Source organism: Bradyrhizobium betae (assembly GCF_050632175.1).
In the GTDB taxonomy this organism is placed as follows: domain Bacteria; phylum Pseudomonadota; class Alphaproteobacteria; order Rhizobiales; family Xanthobacteraceae; genus Bradyrhizobium; species Bradyrhizobium betae_B.
Genome location: NZ_CP192576.1, coordinates 3716172 through 3739715 on the forward strand (window position 1 = coordinate 3716172; position 23544 = coordinate 3739715).

19 protein-coding genes, 1 tRNA gene and 4 pseudogenes are annotated in these 23544 nt (G+C 64.9%); 9 read left to right on the top strand and 15 right to left on the bottom strand.

The window, feature by feature from the left end:
* Positions 1–3: 3 nt before the first annotated feature.
* Both ACQ86E_RS17855 and ACQ86E_RS17860 read right to left on the bottom strand, forming a co-directional pair.
* Positions 4–773, bottom strand: a pseudogene (locus ACQ86E_RS17855) (alpha/beta fold hydrolase).
* A 154-nt stretch (positions 774–927) separates the two neighbouring features.
* A pseudogene (locus tag ACQ86E_RS17860) lies at positions 928–1398 on the bottom strand (Hsp20 family protein).
* 208 nt (positions 1399–1606) lie between these two features.
* Between ACQ86E_RS17860 and ACQ86E_RS17865 the strand changes: the two are divergent.
* On the top strand, positions 1607–2554 hold the full coding sequence (locus tag ACQ86E_RS17865) for an alpha/beta fold hydrolase (protein WP_431201101.1): 948 nt from the start codon (positions 1607–1609) through the stop codon (positions 2552–2554).
* A 129-nt stretch (positions 2555–2683) separates the two neighbouring features.
* On the opposite strand, the pseudogene ACQ86E_RS17870 reads toward ACQ86E_RS17865, so the two are convergent.
* Positions 2684–5437, bottom strand: a pseudogene (locus ACQ86E_RS17870) (di-heme-cytochrome C peroxidase).
* 184 nt (positions 5438–5621) lie between these two features.
* Positions 5622–7418 carry an adenylate/guanylate cyclase domain-containing protein gene (locus ACQ86E_RS17875; protein WP_431201102.1) on the bottom strand — a complete coding sequence of 599 codons (1797 nt, stop codon included), beginning with the start codon at positions 7416–7418 and terminating at the stop codon, positions 5622–5624.
* A 246-nt stretch (positions 7419–7664) separates the two neighbouring features.
* On the opposite strand from ACQ86E_RS17875, the gene ACQ86E_RS17880 reads away from it, so the two are divergent.
* Positions 7665–8297 (top strand): LysE family translocator, encoded by a 633-nt coding sequence (locus ACQ86E_RS17880; protein WP_431201103.1) that lies wholly within the window; start codon positions 7665–7667, stop codon positions 8295–8297.
* Positions 8298–8419: 122 nt separating this feature from the next.
* Here ACQ86E_RS17880 and ACQ86E_RS17885 read toward each other — a convergent pair whose 3' ends face one another.
* Positions 8420–9172 carry a sulfite exporter TauE/SafE family protein gene (locus tag ACQ86E_RS17885; protein WP_431201104.1) on the bottom strand — a complete coding sequence of 251 codons (753 nt, stop codon included), beginning with the start codon at positions 9170–9172 and terminating at the stop codon, positions 8420–8422.
* Between the two features lie 90 nt (positions 9173–9262).
* Here ACQ86E_RS17885 and ACQ86E_RS17890 point away from each other — a divergent pair, with 90 nt between their 5' ends.
* Positions 9263–10153: a LysR substrate-binding domain-containing protein gene (locus tag ACQ86E_RS17890; RefSeq protein WP_431201105.1), complete on the top strand. Its 891-nt coding sequence runs from the start codon at positions 9263–9265 to the stop codon at positions 10151–10153.
* Between the two features lie 110 nt (positions 10154–10263).
* Here the strand turns inward: ACQ86E_RS17890 and ACQ86E_RS17895 are convergent, their stop codons facing one another.
* The 3 genes from ACQ86E_RS17895 to ACQ86E_RS17905 form a co-directional block, all read right to left on the bottom strand.
* Entirely contained in the window at positions 10264–11229 is a 966-nt protein-coding gene (locus ACQ86E_RS17895; protein WP_431201106.1) for a Bug family tripartite tricarboxylate transporter substrate binding protein, read from the bottom strand.
* A 27-nt stretch (positions 11230–11256) separates the two neighbouring features.
* The gene (gene hisN / locus ACQ86E_RS17900) at positions 11257–12039 is read right to left on the bottom strand and encodes a histidinol-phosphatase (protein WP_431201107.1); all 783 of its coding nucleotides are present in this window, start codon (positions 12037–12039) and stop codon (positions 11257–11259) included.
* Positions 12040–12583: 544 nt separating this feature from the next.
* A complete protein-coding gene (locus tag ACQ86E_RS17905; RefSeq protein ID WP_431201108.1) occupies positions 12584–13474 on the bottom strand; it encodes an N-formylglutamate amidohydrolase in 891 nt (296 codons plus the stop codon).
* Between the two features lie 368 nt (positions 13475–13842).
* On the opposite strand from ACQ86E_RS17905, the gene cpdR reads away from it, so the two are divergent.
* The 3 genes from cpdR to ACQ86E_RS17920 all read left to right on the top strand — a co-directional run bounded on the left by cpdR (position 13843) and on the right by ACQ86E_RS17920 (position 14847).
* A complete protein-coding gene (gene cpdR, locus ACQ86E_RS17910; protein WP_007597092.1) occupies positions 13843–14202 on the top strand; it encodes a cell cycle two-component system response regulator CpdR in 360 nt (119 codons plus the stop codon).
* A gap of 76 nt (positions 14203–14278) precedes the next feature.
* Positions 14279–14353 (top strand) — tRNA-Val (locus ACQ86E_RS17915).
* A 239-nt stretch (positions 14354–14592) separates the two neighbouring features.
* Positions 14593–14847, top strand: coding sequence for a hypothetical protein (locus ACQ86E_RS17920; RefSeq protein ID WP_431201109.1), 255 nt, complete (start codon positions 14593–14595; stop codon positions 14845–14847).
* Between the two features lie 10 nt (positions 14848–14857).
* Here the strand turns inward: ACQ86E_RS17920 and ACQ86E_RS17925 are convergent, their stop codons facing one another.
* Entirely contained in the window at positions 14858–15325 is a 468-nt protein-coding gene (locus ACQ86E_RS17925; RefSeq protein ID WP_431201110.1) for an NUDIX hydrolase, read from the bottom strand.
* 126 nt (positions 15326–15451) lie between these two features.
* Here ACQ86E_RS17925 and ACQ86E_RS17930 point away from each other — a divergent pair, with 126 nt between their 5' ends.
* A complete protein-coding gene (locus tag ACQ86E_RS17930; protein ID WP_431201111.1) occupies positions 15452–15874 on the top strand; it encodes a RidA family protein in 423 nt (140 codons plus the stop codon).
* A gap of 9 nt (positions 15875–15883) precedes the next feature.
* On the opposite strand, the gene ACQ86E_RS17935 is transcribed toward ACQ86E_RS17930, so the two are convergent.
* Complete coding sequence (locus ACQ86E_RS17935) at positions 15884–16975, bottom strand: enolase C-terminal domain-like protein (protein ID WP_431201112.1); 1092 nt, start codon at positions 16973–16975, stop codon at positions 15884–15886.
* A gap of 194 nt (positions 16976–17169) precedes the next feature.
* Between ACQ86E_RS17935 and ACQ86E_RS17940 the strand changes: the two genes are divergently transcribed.
* Positions 17170–18732 carry an adenylate/guanylate cyclase domain-containing protein gene (locus ACQ86E_RS17940; RefSeq protein ID WP_431201113.1) on the top strand — a complete coding sequence of 521 codons (1563 nt, stop codon included), beginning with the start codon at positions 17170–17172 and terminating at the stop codon, positions 18730–18732.
* Between the two features lie 135 nt (positions 18733–18867).
* Here ACQ86E_RS17940 and ACQ86E_RS17945 read toward each other — a convergent pair whose 3' ends face one another.
* The 3 genes and pseudogenes from ACQ86E_RS17945 to ACQ86E_RS17955 all read right to left on the bottom strand — a co-directional run bounded on the left by ACQ86E_RS17945 (position 18868) and on the right by ACQ86E_RS17955 (position 20840).
* Positions 18868–19797 (bottom strand): alpha/beta hydrolase, encoded by a 930-nt coding sequence (locus ACQ86E_RS17945; RefSeq protein ID WP_431201114.1) that lies wholly within the window; start codon positions 19795–19797, stop codon positions 18868–18870.
* A gap of 124 nt (positions 19798–19921) precedes the next feature.
* Positions 19922–20416, bottom strand: coding sequence for a hypothetical protein (locus ACQ86E_RS17950; protein ID WP_431201115.1), 495 nt, complete (start codon positions 20414–20416; stop codon positions 19922–19924).
* Positions 20417–20439: 23 nt separating this feature from the next.
* Positions 20440–20840 (bottom strand): annotated as a pseudogene (locus ACQ86E_RS17955) (DUF3606 domain-containing protein).
* Positions 20841–21112: 272 nt separating this feature from the next.
* Between ACQ86E_RS17955 and ACQ86E_RS17960 the strand changes: the two are divergent.
* Positions 21113–21253 (top strand): hypothetical protein, encoded by a 141-nt coding sequence (locus tag ACQ86E_RS17960; protein ID WP_018321489.1) that lies wholly within the window; start codon positions 21113–21115, stop codon positions 21251–21253.
* On the opposite strand, the gene ACQ86E_RS17965 is transcribed toward ACQ86E_RS17960, so the two are convergent.
* Positions 21250–22836, bottom strand: a complete 1587-nt coding sequence (locus tag ACQ86E_RS17965) for an ATP-binding protein (protein WP_431201116.1) — start codon at positions 22834–22836, stop codon at positions 21250–21252. The two genes, ACQ86E_RS17960 and ACQ86E_RS17965, sit on opposite strands and share 4 nt — an antisense overlap.
* A complete protein-coding gene (locus ACQ86E_RS17970) occupies positions 22833–23537 on the bottom strand; it encodes a response regulator (protein ID WP_431201117.1) in 705 nt (234 codons plus the stop codon). Before ACQ86E_RS17970 ends, ACQ86E_RS17965 begins: the two co-directional genes overlap by 4 nt.
* Between the last annotated feature and the right edge of the window lie 7 nt (positions 23538–23544).

A 23544-nucleotide genomic window follows, 5' to 3' on the forward strand; every position in this document is an offset into this window, starting at 1 on the left:
GCTTCAGCTCCGCGGATAGCCCGCCGCTTCCAGGATCAGGTTCGCCACGTCCTTCGGATGCGACACCAGAGAGAGGTGGCCGGCATCGAGCTCGACCGTGGTCGCGTTCATGCGCTTGGCGAGGAAGCGTTCGAAGTCGGGATTGATGGTGTCGTCGTTCTTCGAGACCGCATACCAGCTCGGCTTGGCGTGCCACGCCGCTTCCGTGGTGCGTCCGGCGAAGATCGAGGCGGCCGTCGGCCATTGCACCGCATAGAGCTCCCTGGCCCGCTCCGGCTTCACGCCATTGGCGAAATACTTCAGGAACGCGTCTTCCGAGAGCTTGGTGTAGCCGTCGCGCTCGACGATGCCGGCGCGCACCGGGCCGGTCGGAAACTGCTTCGACAGCGCGACGAAATCCTCGTTCGCATCGGGGGCGCGGGCGGCGACATAGACGAGGCCGGTCACCTTCGGGTCGGTGCCGACCTGGCTGATCACGGTGCCGCCCCAGGAATGCGCGACCAGCACGGTCGGCCCGTCCTGCTCGGCCAGCGCGCGCCTGGTCGCCTCGACGGAATCGGCAAGCGACGACAGCGGATTCTGCACGGCGGTCACGTGCAGGCCCGCGGCCTGGAGGATCGGGATCACCTCGGACCAGCTCGAGCCGTCGGCCCAGGCGCCGTGCACCAGCACCACGTTCTTGGCCTTTACGGTCTGCGGGGCCTGTGCATGAGCGAGGCTGAGGGGGCCGCCAGCAGGCTCGCGGCGACGAAAAGGCTGCGCCAGAAAGTCATGATCATTCTCCGTCTTGTTTTGGTTGCGATGTCCAAATGACGGAGCACGGGGCTGCGGCGTTACGCGCGCTCACCGCTCTGTGATGCGGTGCAACACAAAAAAACGCCCCGGGGCACCGGGGCGTTTTCGCAACCTGGAAGTGGCGCGCGTGTTTTACGCGGCGACTTGCGCGGCCGAGTTCTCGATCACCTGCGCCTTCGGCGCGCCCACGTTGATGGCGATCTGGCGCGGCTTCTTGGCTTCGGGAATCTCGCGGACGAGGTCGACGTGAAGCAGCCCGTTCTCGAGCCGAAGCGTCCTTTACCTGCACGAAGTCGGCAAGCTGGAAGGCACGCTCGAAGGCACGCGCGGCGATGCCGCGATAGAGCACTTCGGCCTTGCTGTTCTCGTTGGCGACTTTCTCGCCCTTGATCGTCAGCGTGTTTTCCTTCGCGACGAGGGAGAGCTCATCCTTGGCGAAGCCCGAGACCGCAACGGTGATGCGGTAGGTGTTCTCGCCGGTACGCTCGATGTTGTAGGGGGATAACCGGGGCTGCCATCCGAACCGGCCTGGTCGAGCAGGTTGAAGAGACGGTCGAAACCGACGGTGGAACGGTAGAAGGGGGTGAGATCGTAGGTACGCATGGTCAAGTCCTCCATTGAGCGACTGTTGGCTAACCCGCCCGCCAATCGGGCCGGGCTTTCGTCTGTGTGCAGCCTGATGTTCCGGTTTCGAAACACTGGTAGCGGCCTGCACCATGGTGATATGGGTTCAGGGACACTGCGTTCAAGAGGGCGGCAATTTGCGCCTTTTCGGCGCTCCCGCCCCTTGATTTTCAGCACTTTGCGCCCAATGACGCTGGTCTCGATTCCGTCCAATCCCGTGCCCGAAAACGTCGTCAGCGGCACCATCAAGACGCCCGACGGCGTCGAGCTGCGCTTTGCGCGCTGGGCGCCGCCGGCGGGCCGCAAGGGCACGGTCTGCGTCTTCACCGGGCGCAGCGAGCAGATCGAGAAATATTTCGAGACCGTGCGCGACCTACGCGACCGCGGCTTTGCTGTGGCGATGATCGACTGGCGCGGGCAGGGCCATTCCTCGCGCCGCCTGCGCGATCCGCGCAAGGGCTATGTGCGCGACTTCTCCGATTTCGAGATCGACGTCGAGACCTTCGTGCAGCAGGTGGTGCTGCCGGATTGTCCGCCGCCCTTCTTCGCGCTTGCCCACTCCATGGGTGGCACGGTGATGCTGCGGGTGGCGCATGCCGGCAAGCGCTGGTTCGACCGCATGGTGCTGTCGGCACCGATGATCGACCTGCCCGGCCGCGCCACCTCGTTGCCGGCGCGGGCTCTGTTGAAGACGATGCGCCTGATGGGGATGGGCGGTCGCTACGTCCCCGGCGGCAGCGACCAGATCACCGGGCTCAATCCCTTCATCAATAATCCGCTGACCAGCGATCCCGTGCGCTATGCGCGCAACGCCGCGATCCTGGAGGAGGATCCGACGCTCGGGCTGGCGTCACCGACGGTCGCCTGGGCCGATACCGCCTTCCGTGCGATGCACACCTTCAAGGGCATGCACTACCCCTCCGAGATCCGTCAGCCGATCCTGATGCTGGCGGCGTCCAACGACACCGTGGTCTCGACCGCGGCGATCGAAGAGTTCGCCTATCACTTACGCGCCGGCTCCCATCTCGTGATCGCCGGCGCCAAGCACGAGATACTTCAGGAGCAGGACCGCTATCGCTCCCAGTTCTGGGCCGCCTTCGACGCCTTCGTGCCGGGCACGCCGCTGTTCAAGTGAGCGTTTGTATTGCGGACAGAGCCGCAAACTCGTCACGCCCGGGCTTGTCCCGGGCATCCACGTTCTTCGTGTCGCGCTAAAGGTCGTGGATGGCCGGGACAAGCCCGGCCATGACGATGAGGGCTTTGGCTATAGCGTCTTCAGATATTCGATCAGCTCGTAGCGCTCGTCGTCGCTCTTGAACTCGCGGCCGATCACGCCGGGACGCCGCGGTTCGCCCGGCTTGCGCTCGAAGGAATGGCCGAGCACGCTGTTGCCCTGGAGTGGCTTGCCGTCGGATCCCGTTGTCGAGAACTGCGTCTCGCCGGTCTTGCAGCGCTCGTCGGCGGTGACGGCAAAGCCGACGGTGACGGGATCATAGTCGCGGCGGCCCATGCAGAATTTCTGCGGGCGCTCGCTCGCGGGCTTCAGCAGCCAGTACAGCGACGGTACCGAGCCGTTGTGCAGATAGGGCGCCGTGGCCCAGATCCCGTTCAGCGGCCGCGCGCGATAGCGTGGCCCGGGCGCCGGGTTGGGGCAGTTCTTGCGCGCGAGATTCCAGATTTTCGCCCGCTCGGCGTCCGGGATCTTGTCGTCGTCCATCCACTTGCGGGCGACGAGATCGACCACCGTCATGAGGCCGAGCGCATATGACATCTCGGTCGGCGAGCTCGCCGTCGAGCTGTCGCATTGCCACCAGGTCTTGAGGTCGGCCGTGTTCACCTTCAGGAAGCCGGGCACGTCGACCGTCCGGTTGCCGAGCACGAGCGACTGCTCGGGATCCGTCTTGATCTCGTCGGTGGGGATCGTCACCGCGTTCAGCACCTTGCTGTCGCCGCTCGGCTCCCAATGCGTCGAGGACCAGAAGGCCGGCGTGTTGACGGCCGGCAGGTGACATCCGGCGCACATCTCCTCGTAGATCTTGCGCCCGTTCTCGGCTTTCTTCTGATCGATCCTCCAGGCGTCACCGAGAATCTGCGACGGCCATTTCGGCGACAGCAGGCCGCCGAACTCCGGCGCGGCCGCCTTGAACGGATCGGGGCCCCTCAGCATCTCCTCGATCCAGCCCAGCGTGGGCACATGAACCGAGGAGCGCCAGATCCTGTCCTCCGGATAGGCGTCGGACAAATTGAGCAGCGCCGTGACGCCGAGCGCTTCGCCGGCGTTGCGGATCAGCGGCTGCTCGATCGAGGCGTCGTACTGCGCGAATTTGAACCACGGCACGGTCCAGATCGCGGGGTAACTCACCGGCGCGTCCTGGGCATGCAGGTTCTTCTCGAAGCCCTTGACCCCGCTGAGCGCGAAGTCCTGCGAGAACACCTGGTTGCCGATGCGATTGAGGGCATCGAGGCGGCCGAAGCCTTCCTCGGTGTCCTGCTGCTGCTTGCCGTCCCAGGTCTTCTTGCCTTCGATTGTCTTGCCGTAGTTCTTCGCCCAATCGATCAGGAAATTGCCGATGGCGCTGAGCTGCTGCTTGAGCGCATCGCGGTCCGACTTGCTGGCCTCGGGGCCGAGCACGCGATCGGCAAAGCGCTGGAAGCGAAATGGCACGTAAAGCGTGTAGGCGATCGACAGGCCGGTCGAGAGCTCGAGCTTCTTCAGGTCGGTCATGGCAGCGCCGCCGTCGAAGCGGACGTCGATGCCCTTGTAATGGATCTGGCCGGTATGGCAGGCCGCGCAGGTCAGCCCGATCTTGTCCTGCTCGCGGCGGCCCGTCGCGGGATCGGTGACGCCGGTCATCCGAGCGAAGCCGACCGGCAGGCCGTCGACGTTCTCCGCGGGAGTCCATCGCGTCGACCAGTCCGATGGCTGCGTCGTCTCATAGACATTGGCGTAGCCATAGCGGCGCAGCGTCGTGGTATCGGTCTGGATCGATTGCGGGCTTGGAATGAAGCCGAAGCGCTCGAGATAGGTGCTGTCCTTCATCATGCCGGGTCGCGAGAACAGATGCAGCCGCGGCTGCTCCAGCGCCATGAACCAGTCATAGGGCACCGGGAAGGTCGCGGTGCCCTGGCTGGCATGATGGAACCAGTGCCGGTCCTTCAGCGACCAGTTCTGCTCGAGCTCAGAACGCGGCTGTCGTTTCCGGGAGCTTCGGCAAGGGCGGCGGTAGAAGGTTTACGAGGATGCCCTTCTGCGGCAGCATCGCGCGGACCTGGTTGGGGAATTCGGCGACCGCGACCAGGATGCCGAGACCGATGGCGACGAGCAGAGCCAGAAGCTTGGCGGCCCCCATGCCACGCGCTGGCAGGTGGACGGCACCGGTTGCGACACCAGCCGATGGTTGATGCGGGCGGGGAATTGGCGCGCGTTGAACAGCGTGCGCACGTCGGCGACGCCGAGATAGCGGTTCTCGCCCTCGCCCTTGCCGATGATCTTCAGAAGGATCGGCCATTCGAACTTCATCAGCAGCGGGTAGTACCAGCGCGCGGCACTGCCGGCGCGCTTCAGGTTCTCGCGCATGAAGGTCTGGATTTCCGAGGCGTTGAGGCCGGGCTCCGTCCCGCCGTTCGGATCGGTGTAGGTCCGGCCGAAGCTGGCGAACCGCTTGATCTCGTCCTCGTTGACCTTGCCGTCGACGCCGAGGATGCGCGAGCCGGCGCCCCGCTTGTCCAGCGGGCCGCCGCGCAGGGCATCGAGCTGCGCGCCCGAGAAGATGCTCTTGAGGATATGACCGAGACCGTTGGCGATGAGCGCCACGCCGCGGACCTGAAGGCGGGCGAATGCCTTCTTCAGGCCGGTCTCGCCGCTTGCATCCGCAATCGTCTCCGACAGCTTGCCGAGCGGGACGGTGCCGCCGTCGACGAAGCCTTCGCCGACGAGGCCGCGGAGGAACGGACAGGGATTATTCGGCGAGACCTGGATCGAGGGATCGAAAGGGGGCTTGGAGGCGGGGTCGTTCATGGCCCAAAATCCTGAAAGCGGCGAATCGTCAAATGCAGGCGCGCCGATCAAGCGCGGAAAGTCCTAACAAACCGGCATCAGGCCATACTACTTCAGCGTGTGGCGAAGTGTGGCCGAGTTCACTGTCCTGTCAACGAAGCAGGCAAGTGGGCGCCAACGCGCTGCCGTGCCGCCGGCCCGCCGGTCAGGACTCCGCCGCGCGTTTGACGTCGCTCTGGATCAAGGTCAGCCTGGCGAGCGGCACGCCTGCCTTCAGAAGCCCGTCGCGGTAATGGGCGAGGTCCTCGGGCCGCTTCCAGTGAAAATTGCGCAAGTGGCGATCGACGTTCAGGCTCGGGTGGTGGCCCATGAGCACGCCGGTGGCTTCGTTTGCCTCGCCGGTGCGGCCCAATTGCGCCAGCGCCGCGGCGCGGATCGCCAACGCCTGCATGTGGTTCGGGTTGATGTAGAGCTGCTCGCGGGCCCATGACAGGGTCGCGTCGTAATGCCCCAACAGATAATGGCTGAAAGCGTTCAGCGCGGCCCATTGGTAGCGCGGGTCGCTGTTGTCGCGCTGCGAGGCCATCGAGAACAGCTCGATCGCCTCGCGATGCTCGCCGACGATGAAATGGCAGATGCCGAGCACGCCGCGTGCGCCGTTGTCATAGGGGTTGAGCGCGACGGCGCGCTTGGCGGCGTCCATCGCAGCCTCGTAATGCCCTTCCATCCCGTGCGCCCAGGACAGGATCGAGAAGGCGAATGAGGAGCGCGGGTCGAGCCGCACGCTGGTCTCGGCAAGCTTCATCGCTTCCGCCCACATCTCGCGCGTGCCCTTGATCCATCCGAACTGAATGCTCTGGATCTGGATCGTGGCGAGATAAGCGTGCGCGATCGACAGCTTGGGGTCGACCCTGATGGCTTCCCGGAACAGGTCGATGGCGAGGTGCAGATCTTCCTTGGTCTGCCGGTAGTAATGCGACAGCCCCTTGAGGAAGCGGTCCCAGGCGGTCACGTCGGTCGAGATCCGCGCCGGCGCGGACGCTTCCGCCCGGACAATCTCGGTAGCGATGGCGGCTGACAAGTTGGTGGTGATCTCGTCCTGCATCGCGAAGAGGTCGCCGATGTCGCGGTCGTAGCGGCCGGTCCAGAGCTGCTCGCCGGTCTCGGGCGCAATCAGTTCGGCGGTGACGCGGATCTTGGCTCCCGCCCGCCGCACCGAACCCTGGATCAGATACGTGGCGTCGATCTCCCGCGCGATCAGCCGGGTGCTGACATTGTTGCCCTTGAAGGCGAAGGTCGAGTTGCGGCTCAGCACGCGATAGAAGGATTGGAGCGACAGCGCGTGGATCAGATCCTCGGTCAGTCCGTCGGAGAAATATTCGTCCTGGGCATCGCTGAGATTGGCGAAGGGCAGCACGCCGACGATGGCGGTGCGGTACTGTTGCGACAGCGCCGATGCTTCCCGCTGCTCGGGGGCCAGCGCCGGTGCGCCTTCCGGGGACCAGGTCCAGATCGCGACCGGGTCCTTGATGTTCTTGAAGCGATGGTTGCCGCCATCGACCAGCGGCACGGTCAGATGCCGGCTGGCCTCCTTGTAGGCCTTGGCCGAGATCGCGAAGCCGCCGGGGCTCGCCACGGATTCCAGGCGGACGGCAATGTTGACATCGTCACCGAACACCTCGTCCTCGTCGGCGATGACGTCGCCCATGTGGATGCCGAGTCGAAACTGCATGGCGCGGTCGGCGGGCAGATGGTGGTTGCGCTCCGCCATCAGCGTCTGCATCGCGATCGACGCTTCGGTGGCGCCGACGATAGAGGGGAACTCGAGCAGGAAGCCGTCGCCGGTGTTCTTGATGACGCGGCCGCCGTGATTGAGGATGATGGGATGGATCGCGCTGCGGTGGGCCTTGAAGGCGGCATGGGTGCCGGCCTCGTCGCTTCCCATCATGCGCGAATAGCCGGCGACATCGGCGCAGACGATGGCAGCCAGACGTCTTTCCATATTCCGGGGCTCCAAGGGACTCGCAAGGACTTGGAAGGGATCTGTGACCGGCCACGGCGTGGCAGCCGCCTCGAATCCCGCATTTCAAGAACCCTGCCTTTATAGAGCAGATGCGGACCAGTGATAGTACGATCCGTATTGCAAATTCGAGGTAAATCCTCAGCAATTCCGGCGGTGGACGGCGGCGGGTGAACCGACTAAGCCAGCCGCTTGAGAAGCGGAGCGGGGGCGGCGGGGGCACCTCACATGCTGGGCATTCACGAAATCTGGCTCTTCATCCTGTCGGGCGTGCTGCTCAACATCACGCCGGGGCCGGACTCCGTCTATGTGATCGGACGCAGCATGCAGATGGGCTGGCGAGGCGGCGCCGCCGCCGCGCTCGGCATCAGTTGCGGCTGCTTTTTCCACGTTGCGGGCGCGGCGATCGGCCTGTCGGCCCTGCTGATGGCCTCGTCGACTGCGTTCTCGATCCTGAAGCTGGTTGGCGCGGCCTATCTGGTCGTCACAGGTCTTCAGATGCTGTGGTCGCGCCCGGTGCTGGCTTCAAGCATCGATGAGCCGGTGCGGAGCTCGCTGCGGCGGGTCTTCCTGCAGGGCGTCTTCACCAACGCGCTCAATCCCAAGGTCGCGCTGTTCTTCCTGGCGTTCCTGCCGCAATTCGTCGCAGCCGATTCGCCGCACAAGCCGCTGGCCTTCCTGACGCTCGGCCTGATCTTCATCTCTACGGGGACGCTGTGGTGCCTGGTGCTGGCGGCGTTCGCGGCCAAGGCCGCGCACCGCCTGCGCAGTTCTGAGGGCGCAATCGCCTGGGTCAACCGCGCGCTCGGCGGCCTCTTCATCTATCTCGGCATCCGCGTCGCCATGCTGGAGACGCGGTAGCTCGTTCTAACGAATGAATGGTGCAGGTGGGCAAAGGCGCACTTGCGCCGTGCCCACCACTTCCCTCAGTCATAAAAGGCGTGGGCACGCTTCGCTTTGCCCACCCTACGATCCTGAGCGTCTCAGGCAAACTCTTTCAGCATCGCGCTGCCGGCGAGATAGAGGCCCAGCAAAATCATCGCGATCAGGAACCAGCGGCGGAAGGCTTCCGCCGGCATCCGCGCCCGCACGGACTGGCCGATGAACATGCCGGCAAAGGCCATGGCCATGCCCACGGCGCCCGGCACGGCGTTGGCCGGCGTCAGCAATCCGCCGGCGGTCAGGGTGAAGGCGAGCGCCAGCGTCGCGGTCGTGAAGAACACGCCGAGCGCCTGCACCAGCTCGTCCTTCTCCATCCCGATCGCCTGCATGAACGGCATCGAGGGGATCACCTGCACGCCTGTCGATGCCGAGATCATGCCTGTGATCACGCCGACCACGCCGCCGACCCATTTCTCGTTCTTTGGCGCGACGTGGAACTGGAACTTGTTCAGCCCGATCACCGCGTAGATCACCAGCAGGACGCCGAGCACGATCGTGCCGTAGCGCGCGTGCGGTCCGGTCAGTGCGCCGGCATTGAGCCAGCAGCCGATCACGGTGCCGATCATCAGCGGCCAAAGCCGCCGCAGGATATCCCGCAAATAGGGGCCGGCGAAGGTCTGCCAGATATTGGTGACGATGGCGGGCACGATCACGATGGCGATTGCGCGGCTTGGCGCCATGCTCACCGCGAGCAGGCCCATGGACACCGTCGGCAGGCCGAGTCCGACCACGCCCTTGACGAATCCGGCGATCAGGAAGACGGCGGCGATGACAATGAGAAGTGGGTCGATCATACCGGGCACATTGACCGAAGCCGCGTGCCGGCACAATCTGCAGGTTACGGAGGCAGCCTTCGTTGATGACGAAAGCTGCGGAGACCAGCCATGCGTTTTGACCTCGTCGACCTCCAACTCTTCATCGCGGTCGCCGACCAGCGCAGCATCACCCGCGGCGCCGAGCGGTCGCATCTCGCTTTGGCCTCGGCCAGCGCCCGTATCAAGGGGCTCGAGGATGCTCTAGGCGTCGCGCTGCTCAAGCGCGGGCGCCGCGGCGTCGAATTGACCGCGGCCGGCGAGAGCCTGCTTGAGCATGCCAGGCTCGTGATTCATCAGATCGACGCCATGCGCGGCGACCTCGCCGGCTTTGCCAGTGGCGTGCGCGCCAGCGTGCATTTACTCGCCAATACCTCGGGCCTGTCGGAGCATCTGCCGAAGGCGCTGGCCGGCTTCCTGCGCGAGCATCGCGACGTCGCCATCGACATCGAGGAGCGCGAGAGCACCGACATCGCAGCGGCAATCACCGCGGGCGCGGCCGATCTCGGCTTCGCCGCCGAGCACGCGCTGCCCGACCACATCGAGCGCTTTGCCTTCAGCGAGGACCGCCTGACCCTGGTCACGTCGCGCCGCGGCCCTTTCGCCGGCCGCCGCCAGATCGACTTCAAGGAGGCGGGCGCCTGCGACTTTGTCGGGCTGACCAGCGCCACCGCGCTTCAGGTCCACATTTCCAAGCATGCCGCGCGTCTCGGCATGCGTCCGCATTTCCGCGCGCGGTTGCGCGATTTCGACGCGATCTGCCAGATGGTTGCCGCCGACGTCGGCGTCGCGCTGGTGCCCGAAGCCGCCGCCCGCCGCTGCGCCAAGCTGATGCCGCTCGCCATGGTCCGCCTGCGCGACGCCTGGGCCAACCGTCGCCTCGTGATCTGCGCGCGGAGTTTTAAAGCGCTGCCAAGGCCGGCCAAGATGCTGGTGGAGCATTTGCGGGCAGAGGCGGTGTGAGAGGACGGCGATGTGAGTCCAGGCCTTCGCCGCGAACTCAACTGCGCTCCCTCCCCTTGCGGGCCCCGCAAGGGGGTAGGGAACGCACCTGTTGAGTTGTGAGTTGTCCGCTACTTCGTCGTCTCGACCCCGGCGTCCTTGATCACCTTGGTCCATTTCGCGGTCTCGTCCGCGATGAACTTGCGAAAATGCTCTGGCTCGTCACCGACGAGCGTCGCGCCCTGGGCGGCGAGCTTGTCCTTCACCGCGGGATCCGCCATCGCCTTGGTCGCCAGACCATGCAGCGCCGCGACGATCTCCTTCGGCGTGCCCTTTGGCGCGACCATGCCGTACCAGTTCTCGATGCGCAGGTCGGGAAAGCCCGCTTCTGCCGTCGTCGGCACATCAGGCGCAGTCGGTGAGCGCTGGGCCGAGCCGACCGCGATCGGCCGAAGCGCGCCCGCCTTGACCTGCGGCAGCAGTACGGGGAGATCCAGGAACGTCATCTGCACCTGCTGGCCCAAGAGATCGTTCACCGCAGGTGCCGCGCCACGGTAAGGCACGTGAACGATGTCGATCTTCGCGGTGAGCTTGAACAATTCGCCGGCCAAATGCGGCAGGCTGCCCGGGCCGGAGGAGGCGAAGTTGAGTTTCCCGGGCTGCGCCTTGGCCAGCGCGATCAATTCGCCGATGTCCTTGGCCGGCACGTTGGTGGCGACGACAAGCATTTCCGGCACGGTCGCAACCAGCGTCACAGGTGTGAGGTCGTTTAGGGTGTCGTAGGCGACCTTCTCCATGCTCGGGCTGATCGCGAGCGCGCCGGCCGAGGAGATCGCAATGGTGTAGCCGTCGGGCGCAGCCTTCGAGACCGCGTCGGTCCCGAGCACGCCGCCCTGGCCGCCGCGATTGTCGATCAGCACCGGCTGGCCCGACAGCTCCGACATGCGCTGGCCGATCACGCGGGCGATGATGTCGTTGGGGCCGCCGGCCGGGAACGGCACGATCAGCTTGATCGGCTTGACCGGGAAATTCTGCGCGGACGCCAGCGTCGGCAGCAGCAGCAGGATTGTGAGGAGCAGCGTGCGACGGATTTTCATGCGGGCTCCTTTAGGCTTCTTGGCGGCCTATTGGTTGAGCAGTTTCAGTGCTTCCTCGTGAACCCGGACGTCACCGGCGGCGATGATGCGGCCGCCGCCTTGCGCCGGCTTGCCTTCCCAGGTGGTGACGACGCCGCCGGCGCCGGTCACGATCGGGATCAGGGCCGCGATGTCGTAAGGCTTCAGTTCGGTCTCGATCACGAGGTCGACATGGCCGGCCGCGAGCATGCAATAGGAGTAGCAGTCGCCGCCATAGCGCGACAGCCGCACGCCCTTCTCGATCCGGCCGAAAATGGCGCGGTCGCGCTCGTTCATCAGCAACGGGCTGGTGGTGTAGGTCGTCGCTTCCGACAGCGAGGCGCAGCGGCGGACCTGGAGCCGGCGCTCGCCGGAGGGGCCATGATAGGTGGCCGAACCATTGTCGCCGGAGAAGCGTTCGCCGATGAAGGGCTGGTGCATCATGCCGTAGACCGGCGTGCCCTTGTGCAGCAATGCGATCAGCGTGCCCCAGATCGGAAACCCGCCGATGAAGGATTTCGTGCCGTCGATGGGATCGAGCACCCAGACATAGTCGGAATCCTCGCGCTCATTGCCGAATTCCTCGCCGACGATGCCGTGCTGGGGAAAGCTGGCCTTGATCAGCCGCCGCATCACCGCCTCGGCGGCGCGGTCGGCCTCCGTGACGGGGTCGAATTCCCGGGTCTTGCTCTTGTCGTCGATCGACAGCGAGGTGCGGAAGAACGGCAGGATGGTTTCGCCGGACGCGGTCGCGAGCCGTCCGATGAAGGCGGAGAAGTCGATCACCGTCACGGCGTATCCTCAAAACGAAAGTCGGGTGAAGCTCGCTCCTGCCTAGCTTAAATCGTCTCTCGCGTGCAGCGCTGTCTTGATTTGCTCCCTGGTATTTTGGATGCCGAGACCAGCTGCCTTGCGACTGTCATAGGGCGACCAAAAATCGATCATTGAGTTGAAAACTTAGTTCCGAACATGCCTCGTTCGTATGCAAATGACTATCAAGCCATTGAATTTCCTTATCAAAGAAACTGAATCTGGGTTACTCTGTAAGCAATTGAGCCATGTCCGTTTTGCATGGGAAACGGCTCAAAAGCTCTTGCACTTTGTGCGTCGCGGCCGCATATTGTTGCGGTGCGGTAGCGCTCTGCGTTACCGCTGCCCTCCTTGGGCGTTTCCTCCCTAGACTTGGGCCGCTTCATCATCTGAAGCGGCCCTTTTTTCTTTGAGCTTTCATCTTCACTTCAGCTGCGCGAAAACGCGAAGCGAAGATTTGGCGTCCGATATGCTTGCAGCTGTGTTGGGTTGATCTGCGACGTGGTCCCGCGGTGACGGCTTGCGCCTATTCCGCCGCGGCCTGGAACGGGCCGAGGTCGCCGAACGGGATCGTCGTCGCCAGCACGTCGGCGAGCACGCCGAAGTCGGATGCCACCTGCGCAAAGCGCGGACCGCGCTCGCGCCGCCGCTCGTCCATGTAGATCCCGCGGTTGAGCTCGAGCTGCACGGCGTGCAGTCCGCTTGCCGGGTTGCCGTAATGCTCGGTGATGAAGCCGCCGGCATAGGGCTTGTTGCGGCCGATCGAATAGCCGAGCCCGCCCATGGTCTCCTCGACCCTGTCGGCGAGCAGCGGCGTGCAGCTCGTGCCGTAGCGATCGCCGATCACGATGTCCGGCCGGCGCGGCTCGTCTCTGCTGACGCCGACCGACGGCATCGAATGGCAGTCGACCAGCACCACGGTGCCGAACATCTGGTGCACCTTGTTGATCAGCCGGCGCAGCGCGCGATGGTAGGGCTTGTAGAGCGTCTCGATCCGCGCCAGCGCCTCGTCGACCACGATGCGGTCGCGGTAGATCTCCTGGCCGTCGCCGACCACGCGCGGAATGGTGCCGAGCCCGCCCGCGACCCGCATCGAGCGTGTATTGGCAAAGCTCGGCAGGCGGCCGGTGAACATGCGGGGATCGAGCTCGTAGGGCTCGCGATTGACGTCGACATAGGAGCGCGGAAAATTGACCCGCACGGTCGGAAAGCCGCGATCGCTGAGATGGCCGATCAGCTCGTCCATGAAGGAATCTTCCGAGCGCCGCAGCGTCACCAGGTCGATCCGCGATGCGCTCAGGAATTCGTCCGGATAGGTCGAGCCCGAATGGGGCGAGTTGAAGATGACCGGCGCGCGCCATTGCGCGGGCTCCACGATCTCGAAGGCTGGCGACGTGTCGCCGTCAAACCGGGTCATCTTCTCAGGCTTCGTCCCTTATTCCAGGCTTGGTCCCTTGCGCCGAAGGATCCGCAAAGAGGCCCGGATCGAATGATCTCGGCCGGTCAAGCGGCTCTTATGTGTCCTCATTGTCCGGAATCGCAACCATTCTGCCAAGCGAAAAGATGTGATCGGAACTGGAACATGTCTTAACCGTGCGGGCAGCGAGGCGGGGACGGCAGCGGGCACCGCGATTGATTCGTGCCGCGTTCGGGTTCACAAGGGACCGCATCGGTCGGGCCAGGGTAAAGATTTTCACCCGAAATTTACCCTCTGTCGGGCTTAGTGAACTGCTGATGCCATGTCATTGGCCCTTGTAATTGTCTTGGGGATTCGACGTTCCAGCCATGCCAAAGATCCTGCTCGCCGAAGACGACAACGACATGCGACGTTTCCTGGTCAAGGCGCTAGAAAACGCCGGTTTTCAGGTTTCGTCCCATGACAACGGCATGGCCGCCTATCAACGGCTCCGCGAAGAGCCGTTCGAGATGCTGCTCACCGACATCGTGATGCCCGAGATGGATGGCATCGAGCTCGCTCGCCGGGCTTCGGAACTCGATCCGGACATCAAGATCATGTTCATCACCGGCTTCGCCGCGGTCGCCCTGAACTCGGATTCGGACGCCCCCAAGAACGCCAAGGTGCTGTCCAAGCCCGTGCATCTGCGCGAATTGGTCAGCGAAGTGAACAAGATGCTGGCGGCCTGAATCGGCCCCCTTCGGTCCTTGCACCGGCTCCCCTGAGCCGTTATAGGGACCCGACCCGAACGCAAGTGGACTTTTAGGGCGCGTAGCTCAGCGGGAGAGCACTACCTTGACATGGTAGGGGTCACAGGTTCGATCCCTGTCGCGCCCACCACGCTTCGCCTTCGGCTTCGCGTGGCACAGCCAAAATCTCATCGGGCGAAACGTGTCCGGCGTAGCCTGGAGAGCGTAGACGGACTGGCGCGTCATTCTCCTCTCGCTCGAACATGCCGGTCCCCCCAAAGGGCGCAGGCGGGCTGCCGCCGCGAGCTTCAACTCGGCAAGCCATGATTCCCCGGATTGCACTTCGCTCCATCCGGGCTAGGCTCATCCGTCCGACACGCGAGCCCGCCCATGAGCGCCATCCCGACGTCTGGCCTCGTTGCCGCAGCGACGTTGCTGCTGATTGCCTCACATGCCGACGCCGCCGTCCTCGACTTGCAGGCCGAGCTGCAGCGCTGCCGCGAGTTGCGCGCGACCATCGCGCCACTGCTTCAGGCCGGCGAGGGGATCTCCGCCGTCGGCCGCTCCAACAGGTCCGTCCGGCGTTGCATCTGGGTCCAGCGCATGGCGGTGCGCAGGAAAATCCCCGGCGCGGAGGTGTGGTAGCGGTCTCGCCTCAGCTGGACCTGTTCTTCGGCCCAAGCAGCACATCCTTCAATCCGGCCGGATAGAGGCTCGGCCCGCCCTCGACGTCGAGATCGGCAAGGTCGAACCAGCGCGCGACGATCTGCTCGCCGTTGTCCTCGCGGAAATCGATGCGCTTCTGGCCGCTGAACGCGCCGTCCGGGAGCGCGACCCCGGCGATAAACATCACCTCGTGTCCCGTCGATCCCTCATGCACAAAGATGTTCTCCATCATGATCGGCTCGCCGATGATGGCGACGTCGATGCCGAGCTCTTCGTTGAATTCGCGTATGAGCCCCGCCCGCCAGCTCTCGCCGAACTCGATCTCGCCGCCGAGCGGACGCACGCCCTTGAAGCGACCCGCATCGTCGCGCACTTCCGCCGCGAGCAGCCGCCCCTCGCGCCAGTGCAGGCCGATCGCGACCACGCGGATGTGCGGGTGGGGGCGCCATGTGGTCATGGGGGCATCGTTATCGCGCGCGCTGCGCCGGCGCAATCTGCGGAGGCGATATCGTGCCCGCCAGCTTGATCGATGACGAGCCGCCTGCCAAGGTCGCCGGACGTGAATGGAAGGCAGGTTATCCAGATGAGCAGCGTGAACAAGCCCGGCGGCAATTATCTGCCGGTGATCATCCACGGCGGAATTGCGTATGTCAGCGGTCAGCTGCCACGTCGCGGCGAAGATCTGCTGTACGCGGGCAAGGTCGGCGCGACTGTCGACATCGCGGCCGCGCAGGAAGCGGCGGCCCTCTGCGCCGATCTCTGCATTGCCGCTATCAACCACGCGACGGGTGGAGAGGACAGGATCACCCACGTGCTGCAGGTCGTCGGCTATGTCGCCTCAGCACCTGGATTTACCCAGCAGTCGCAAGTCATGAATGGTGCCTCCGACCGGCTGATCGAGCGCCTCGGCGATCGCGGCCGTCACGCGCGCACCTCCGTCGGTGTTGCCGAACTGCCCCGTGGGGCTCCGGTCGAGCTGAACATGATGGCCGCGGTGCGGCCGTAACCGGCTCTTCTACGTCACGAGATACTTCGTCACCGCCGCCTCGTCCCAAGCGATCCCGTTGCCGGGCTCTTCGCTCGGCAGTGCAAAGCCGTCCTTGATCGTCAATCGCGTCGACAGCACCGCGTCGGCCCAGTCGACATATTCCAGCCAGTGCGCGGTCGGCGTCACGCAGAGCAGGTGCGCGCTGACCTCCGAGAATAGATGCGTCGACATCTCGATGCCGGAGGCATGGGCGAGCGATGCGGCGCGGAGCCAGCCGGTGACGCCGCCGATGCGCTGCACGTCGGGCATCACGTAGTCGCAGGCCTCCGCGGACAGCGCTGCCTGCATCGAAAAGGCGCTGTCGAAATTCTCGCCGATCTGGACCGGCGTGCGCAGCGCATCCGCGATGCGGGCGCAGCCGTCGTAGTCGTCGTGGCGGATCGGTTCCTCGATCCAGGTCAGGCCCTCGTCGTCGAGCATCTCGCCGCGTCGGATCGCCTCGGTCACCGTCAGCGCCTGATTGTAGTCGCACATCAGCGTCACACGATCACCGACGGCCTTGCGCACCGCGCGCACGACGGCGAGGTCCTCGCGCGCATCGGGCCGGCCGACCCGGATTTTTGCCGCCTGAAATCCTTCGGCCAGCAGCTTGTGGGCCTCCTCCACCGCGGCGCCCGCCGGCATGATGCCGAGCCCTTTCGAGTTGTAGGCCTTGACCGGCTTTGGCGCGCCGCCGAGCAGGCGGGCGAGCGGCAGGCCCTTGCTGCGCGCCAGCGCATCCCATGCCGCCATGTCGATGCCGGACTGCGCCAGCCGCTGCAGTCCGGCGAGCCCGAGCAGGGTGAAGCGCTGGGTCAGCTTGCGCTCGATCTCGAACGGCAGCAGTTCGTCGCCGGCCAGCAGCTCCGACATTTCCGTGACCATTGCCGTCAGCGGCTTCAAGGCCGAGGGCGTGATCGAGAACAGATAGGCATGCCCCACGGCGCCCTGATCGGTCTCGCAGTCGATCAGCACCAGCGGCGCCCTGGCCACCGCGCCGGTCGAGGTCTGGAGCGGCAGATTCATCGGCACGATCACGGGGCGCGCGACGAAGCGTCTGATGCGGATGGTCTCGGTCATTTGGAGGGTCTCCCGGCGGCGTGAATGCAGGTCAATGCCGATCTTAAACATTCGTCATGAAACGAAAAGATGCATTCCCGCGACCACCATAAAAGGGGGTTGCACGGGCGCGCGTTTCTTGGCTCTGTGCCGCCGCATGCTGTGCCGCAAATCCCTGGACTTTGCGACAAAAACGCACACGACGGAGCCACAGAGTGAAACAAGAGATCGCCGAAGAGCAGCGCAAGAGCGGCCTCCTCACGGGAGCCGTGATCGTTTTCCTCCTGCTCGCTCTGCCGCTCGCGGTGTGGCTGGACCTGACCGAGCTCAGCAAGACGGCGCTGCGCCGGCAGGCGGTCGATCTCAATTCCGTCATCACCAGCGTGCGCAGCTATTACGCGTCCAACGTGGTCGGCCGCGTGCTCGCCAACCCTGGCGGCACCACAAAGGTCGTCCACAATTACGAATCCATCCCCGGCGCGATCCCGATCCCGGCGACGCTGTCGCTCGAGCTCGGGCGGGTGATCGGCGCGCAGCAGGAAAACATCACGTACCGCTTCGTCTCGGACTTCCCGTTCCAGAACCGCGCTCCGCACCAGCTCGACAAGTTCGAGAAGGACGCGCTCGAAGCGCTGCGCAAGGATCCGGATCAGAAAATAGTCGACACCGAGACCTCCCTGTTCAACGACAAGGTCCGGCTGGTCGCGCCCGTCACGATGGGCCCGGCCTGCGTCAGTTGCCACAACAGCCACCCCGAAAGCCCGAAGAGGGACTGGAAGGTCGGCGACGTCAGAGGCATCCAGGAGGTGATCATTGCGCAGCCGATCGCCGCCAACATCTTCTCCTTCAAGTTCCTGCTGGCCTATTTCCTGATCGCTGCCGGCAGCGGCCTGTCATTCCTCTCGCTGCAGCGCCGCCAGGCCAGCCGCATCAAGGGCATGAACAGGGAGCTGGAATCCGCCAACGACTTCCTGGCCTCGCTCTCGATGAAGATCTCGCGCTACATCCCGCCGCAGGTCTACAAGAGCATCTTCAGCGGCCAGAAGGACGTCACCATCCACACCGAGCGCAAGAAGCTCACCATCTTCTTCTCCGACATCCAGAACTTCACCGCGACGGCGGAGCGGCTTCAGCCCGAATTGCTGACCCAGTTGCTCAACGAGTATTTCACGGAGATGTCGGCGATCGCCCACGAATATGGCGGCACCATCGACAAGTTCATCGGCGACGCCATGCTGATCTTCTTCGGCGATCCCGAGACCAAGGGCGACCGCGCCGACGCGGAAGCCTGTCTCCAGATGGCCTGGCGCATGCAGCAGCGCCTCACCGAGCTCAATGCGAAGTGGCGCGCCTCCGGCATCGAGCTGCCGTTCAAGGCCCGCATCGGCATCAATTCCGGCTATTGCAATGTCGGCAATTTCGGCAGCAGCGACCGCATGGATTATACGATCATCGGCGCGGAAGCCAACCTCGCCGCGCGCCTGCAATCGATCGCCGAGCCCGGCGGCATCGTGATGAGCTACGAGACCTTTGCGCTGGTCAGCGACATCGTCCGCGCGCACGCGCTGCCCGCCATCACGATGAAAGGCATCAGCCGCGAGGTGATTCCTTATTCGGTCGATGCGCTGAACGATGACGCGACGGAACGAAGCGGCGTCATCACCGAACGCGCGCCGGGGCTCGAGCTGTATCTCGATCCCGCCGTGGTGAAGTCAGGCGACGCCGCGCGGGTGCGCTCGCTGCTGGAAAACGCACTGGCTTCGCTGAAGCCGGCGTGAGGGAAGTACTTTCGCAGCCGCTTTTTGATTGAGAGAGTCCCGTGTGGTACCCCTCTCCCTTGTGGGGGAGGGCGGGGGAGAGGGGTGGCCCAGCAAGCGGTGGAAGTTAGTCGCCGCACCGCCGCCAACAAACCGCTACGGCAATCCCCGCGCCTCCAGTTGCTTCACCAGCAGCATGGTCGGCTCTGCAAGACTGTCGCCGGAGCCGTCGAGCCCGAACGCGGCGGCGATGCCGTCGCGGCTGCGCAGCAGGGAGGCACGCGGGCAGTGGCCGGCGCCGCAGAGCGTCTTCTTCAAGGTCTCGCCCTGGGCCACGACGCCGGCTGAATCGTCGGCGGCCCACGCCAGCACGATCGGCACGTCGACATTGAGGATACCGGGAAACACCGAGCGCTTGTCATACTGGCCCGCATCGGCGCCGAGATAGGCTTTCACGCTGTCGCTGGCATCCTTGCCGGCGCGATAAAAGCCGGACACCAGCACCACGCCTGCGACGTCGGCACGGTCGGTCTGGAACTCGGGATGCGCGAGCAGGGTGGCGACATGGAAGGCGCCAGCGCCGTAGCCGATCGCAACGATCTCGCGGGCATCGCCGTTGAACAGGTCGATATTGCCGTGCACCCAGGACAGCGCCGCCGCCACGTCGGTCGCCCCGGTGGGCCAAGTCGCCGAGGGCGCAAGCCGGTAGTTGACGCGCACCCCGATCATGTCGTTGCGAGCGGCAAAGCACATGGCCTGATCCTGCATCTCGCGTGACAGGTCCGGCGCGCCGAGGTCGCCGGTGAAGGTGTCGCCGGCCACGAACAGCAGCACCGGGCGCGGGGTATCCGCCTTGGTCGCGCTGGCGGCGACGTCGAGCACGTTGGCTTCGCTCTCGCCATAGCGCAGGCCGCGCGAGAAGGTGACCTGCTCGCACAGCCGCGCCATGCCGCCGGCGGTCGTATCGGAATCGGTGAGGCCTGCCAGGACGAGACCTGAGGGCGCAGCCAGCCGCGTCGGCAACGGACCGTGCGCGGAGGCCGCCGTAATGGTGAGAACAAGGAAAAATGCGAGACAATTCTTCATGATGGAGCTGGCCTTGCGTGCCCTGATATTGGCTCGCGCCCTGGGCCTGTCTTTTCAATTCGCCTCATTACTTGGCTTGGGTTGAGGCGATTTCGCGGCATGCTCGACATTGCTCTGGCGCGGTTCAATTCCCCGGCTGGAACATGCAGTCCGCCCCGCTGCCGTCCTTCCGCCTGATGGCGTTGGGGTCGATCGTGCAGCTCAGCTTGCTCAGGCTCTCGAAATTCGATCCCGCCGCGCCGTCAGGCGGAACGCCGGCCAGTGCTTCGGTCGCAAAGATCTCGTTGGCCGTCGAGCCGTTCACGGTTCTGGTCTTCTTTCCAAAGGTCACTTCGCAGCTGCGCAACGTGATGTCGACATTGCCGCTGCGGCAGACGATCCTGTCGGCGGTCAACACGATCGGTTTCTTGTAGGGAATGTCGGCATTGGCGGCGAACAGCATCGCCACCGCTTTCTTCTCGGCGCCGGTCAGGTTCGGCGACAGCGGCGCGATCACGCCTGCCAGCGCCAGCGCCGTCGAGCCCGAGACCTTTCCGGGTGCGGGCCCGGAGGCGGCGGCGACGCTGGAGGCTACCCCGACAATGAGGGCGCAGGCGAGGATCGGTCGGACGGATTTCATTTTGCCTCCGCGGAGCTGCGAACTCAGGCCTTGGTCTTTTGCTTGGCGACCTTCCGGGTGGTCTTTTTGGCCTTCTTCTTCGCGGCCTTCTGCGCCGCGAGATAGGCTTCGACTTTTTCGAGGAATGGCCGGCCGCGGCGACGGCGGCCTTCAGCTTGGCCGGGGTGATCTTGAATTTCTTCGACCAGTAGCGGACCTCGTAGGCCTCGCTCAGCGCGATCCGGCTCTTGTCGGACGCGCGGTGCTTCTGGAGCTTGATGTAGTCCTCGACCTTCCTGGCGGAGCGGCCGACCTTCTTGACGGCGTATTTCAGCTTGGCCGGGGTCACCTTGAACTTCTTCGACCAGTAGGCGACTTCGTATTTTTCGGTCAGCGCAATCAGCGCCCGATCTGCTCCGCCCCGCTTTGCCTTGTCGTCGGCCATGCATCCCTCCCGCCCTGGTTTGTGTGCGTCAGTCTAGCATGCAACCGGATTCGGAAGGCAAGGTCCTAGCCGCGCGGTCATTGCGCGGTGCGGGCCGTTTTGCATCGGCAAGTCAGACATTTGCACGTCGTGACCTCGCTTCAGGCCGGACGAGGCGTTCTACTGTGCATGGGGTTGTTTTCGCATTTTTGTGGCCTCGCATGCCCGTGATGGAACCTTTCGCCGGCTGAAGCGACTTATCCATGACACGGGGAAACACGTGCGAGGCAGTCATGGCACACAAGCATACCGCCGATCCCGCCGAGATCATGCGGGCGACCGGACATCCTGAACTGGAATACGCCGCCGGCTGGACCATTGCCGGTCTGGTCACCATCGGCACCATCGTCGCCGCCTGGGTGTTCGCGATCTAGGCCGCCGGAAACTGCAGTTCGAAGGCTGCGCCCTCGTCGGTGGGCTTGAGCCTGATCGAGCCGCCATGGCTCGCCATCACCGCGCGCGCGATCGCGAGCCCCATCCCGGTGCCGCCCTGGTCGCGGCGGGTGGTGAAGAAGGCATCGAAAATCCTGTCACGGTTCGGTGCCGAGATCGGCTCGCCATCGTTGCTCACCGTCAGCAGCAGGGTTGTCCGCTCAAAGGCCGCCTCCAGCCGGATCGACCGCGCCTTGTGCCGCACCGCGTTGTCGGCGAGATGCGACAGCACGATCAGGGCCTTCTCGCCGGACATGCCGATGGCACGGTCGAGGTCGCCGCCGGCCACGATGGAGCTGTCCGGAAACCGGCTCCTGAGGTCGGCGATGACGGGTGCGAGCTCCGTGCGCTCGTTCTGCGGCAGGCTCTCGGCACGTGCCAGCTCGCGCAGCCGCTGCGCCATCGCTTCCAGCCGTTGCGTGTCCGACAGGATGTTGGCGATGAAGCTCTTCTGCTCGGCCGGTGTCAGGCCGTCCGGCTTGCCTTGAAACGAATCCTGCAGCAGCTCGGCCGCGCCCCTGATCGAGGTGAGCGGCGATTTCAGTTCGTGGGTGAGGTGGGCCGAGAACGTCGCGATGTAGTCGGAGCGCCGTGCCAGCTGCTCGGCCATGCCGAGGAAGCTGTGTGAGAGTTGGGCGAACTCACGCGTGCCGTAATGCCGGAGCGGCCGGAAGGCCTCTCGGTCGCCACGGCCGATACGGGCGGCGCGGTCGATCAGCTCGCGCATCGGCAGCGTGATGGTGCGCGAGAACACCAGCCCGATCGCGATGGTGCCGAGGATGACCGCGAGGCCCGCCAGCACGAACTTGGCCCGCTCCTGGTAGAGATGGTCGAAGATGTTGCTCGGCGTCCGCGTGGTGTAGATCACCCCCGCCACGCGATTGTTGACGATCACGGGCATCGCCGAGAACACGTGCACGCCGAGGCCGCGGCTGAAGGAATAGATCGGCGGCGGCGGCTTGTCCGGCACGCGGTTGCGCAAGGTGGCGCGGTATTGCCCGCGGAGTGCGTCCGCAACCTCCTCGATATGGGCGAGCGACTGCCCGAGCTCCTGGCGCCCGGCGATCACCACGCCCTGCGGATCAAGGATGCGAAAGCCGGCCAGCGTCACCTTCTGGGTCTCGCGGATGATCGGCGTCAGCCTTGCGCCGATCTCGACATAGGCCGGCTGCGCCGGCTTGGGCGCAGCTTGTGCATCCGGCCGGCGCCGCAACAGATCGTTGGCGGTGAGATCGAGCTCGGGCCGGATCGGCGTGACCTGGTCGCCGGGGTCAGGCAACACGTTCGGCGGCACCTCGGCACCGAGCGTCAGGCCGCTGTCGAGCCTTGCCGTGACCTCCTGCGCATAGATCGTCGCGAGCACGCGGCTCTGCGCGATCAGCTCGGCCTGGGTCTGGCGGATCAACTGGTTGTCGTAGAGGCGGAAGAAGAACAGCCCGACCAGCGGCAGCACGCCGACGGTGGTCAACACCGCAAAGATCACGAGCGTCAGCGACGGCCGCCATTTGTCGGGCGCCGCGCTCATGCCTCTTTCTCGCAGCGGCCGAGCTTGAAGCCGACGCCGTGAATGGTCTCGATCACGTTCTCGCAATTCAACGCCGCAAGCTTGGCGCGGATGTTGCGGATGTGGCTGTCGATGGTGCGATCGGAGACCTGGATGTTGAGCTGATAGGCCGCCCGCATCAGCTGCTCGCGGTTGAACACCGAGGTCGGCCGGGTCAGGAACGCGCGCAAGATGCCGAACTCAATCGCGGTCAGCTTCAGCGGCGTGCCGGCAAAGGTCGCGACGTGCTGGTCGGGGTCGATGAGGAGGCCACCTTGCGACAGCGCCGCCGGCCCCGCCGTGGCATCGCCGTTGCGCGGGCTGAGGCGGCGCAGGATGACGTTGACCCGCGCCACCAGCTCGCGCGGGCTGAACGGCTTCGTCACATAGTCGTCGCCGCCGATCTCGAGGCCGAGGATGCGGTCGATCTCCTCGTCGCGCGCCGACAGGAACAGGATCGGCACGTCGGAATTTCTGCGCACTTCGCGGCAGACGTCGAGGCCGTCGAACTCGGGCATGCCGATGTCGAGCACGATCAGATCGGGCCTGTCCGCGGCAAAGCGGACGAGCGCCTCCTTGCCGTCGCGCGCCTCGATTACGTCCATGCCGGCCTTCTTCAGGGCGACGCGGATGACCTCGCGGATGTGGCCTTCGTCGTCGACGATGAGAATGCGATGCGCCAAGGATATC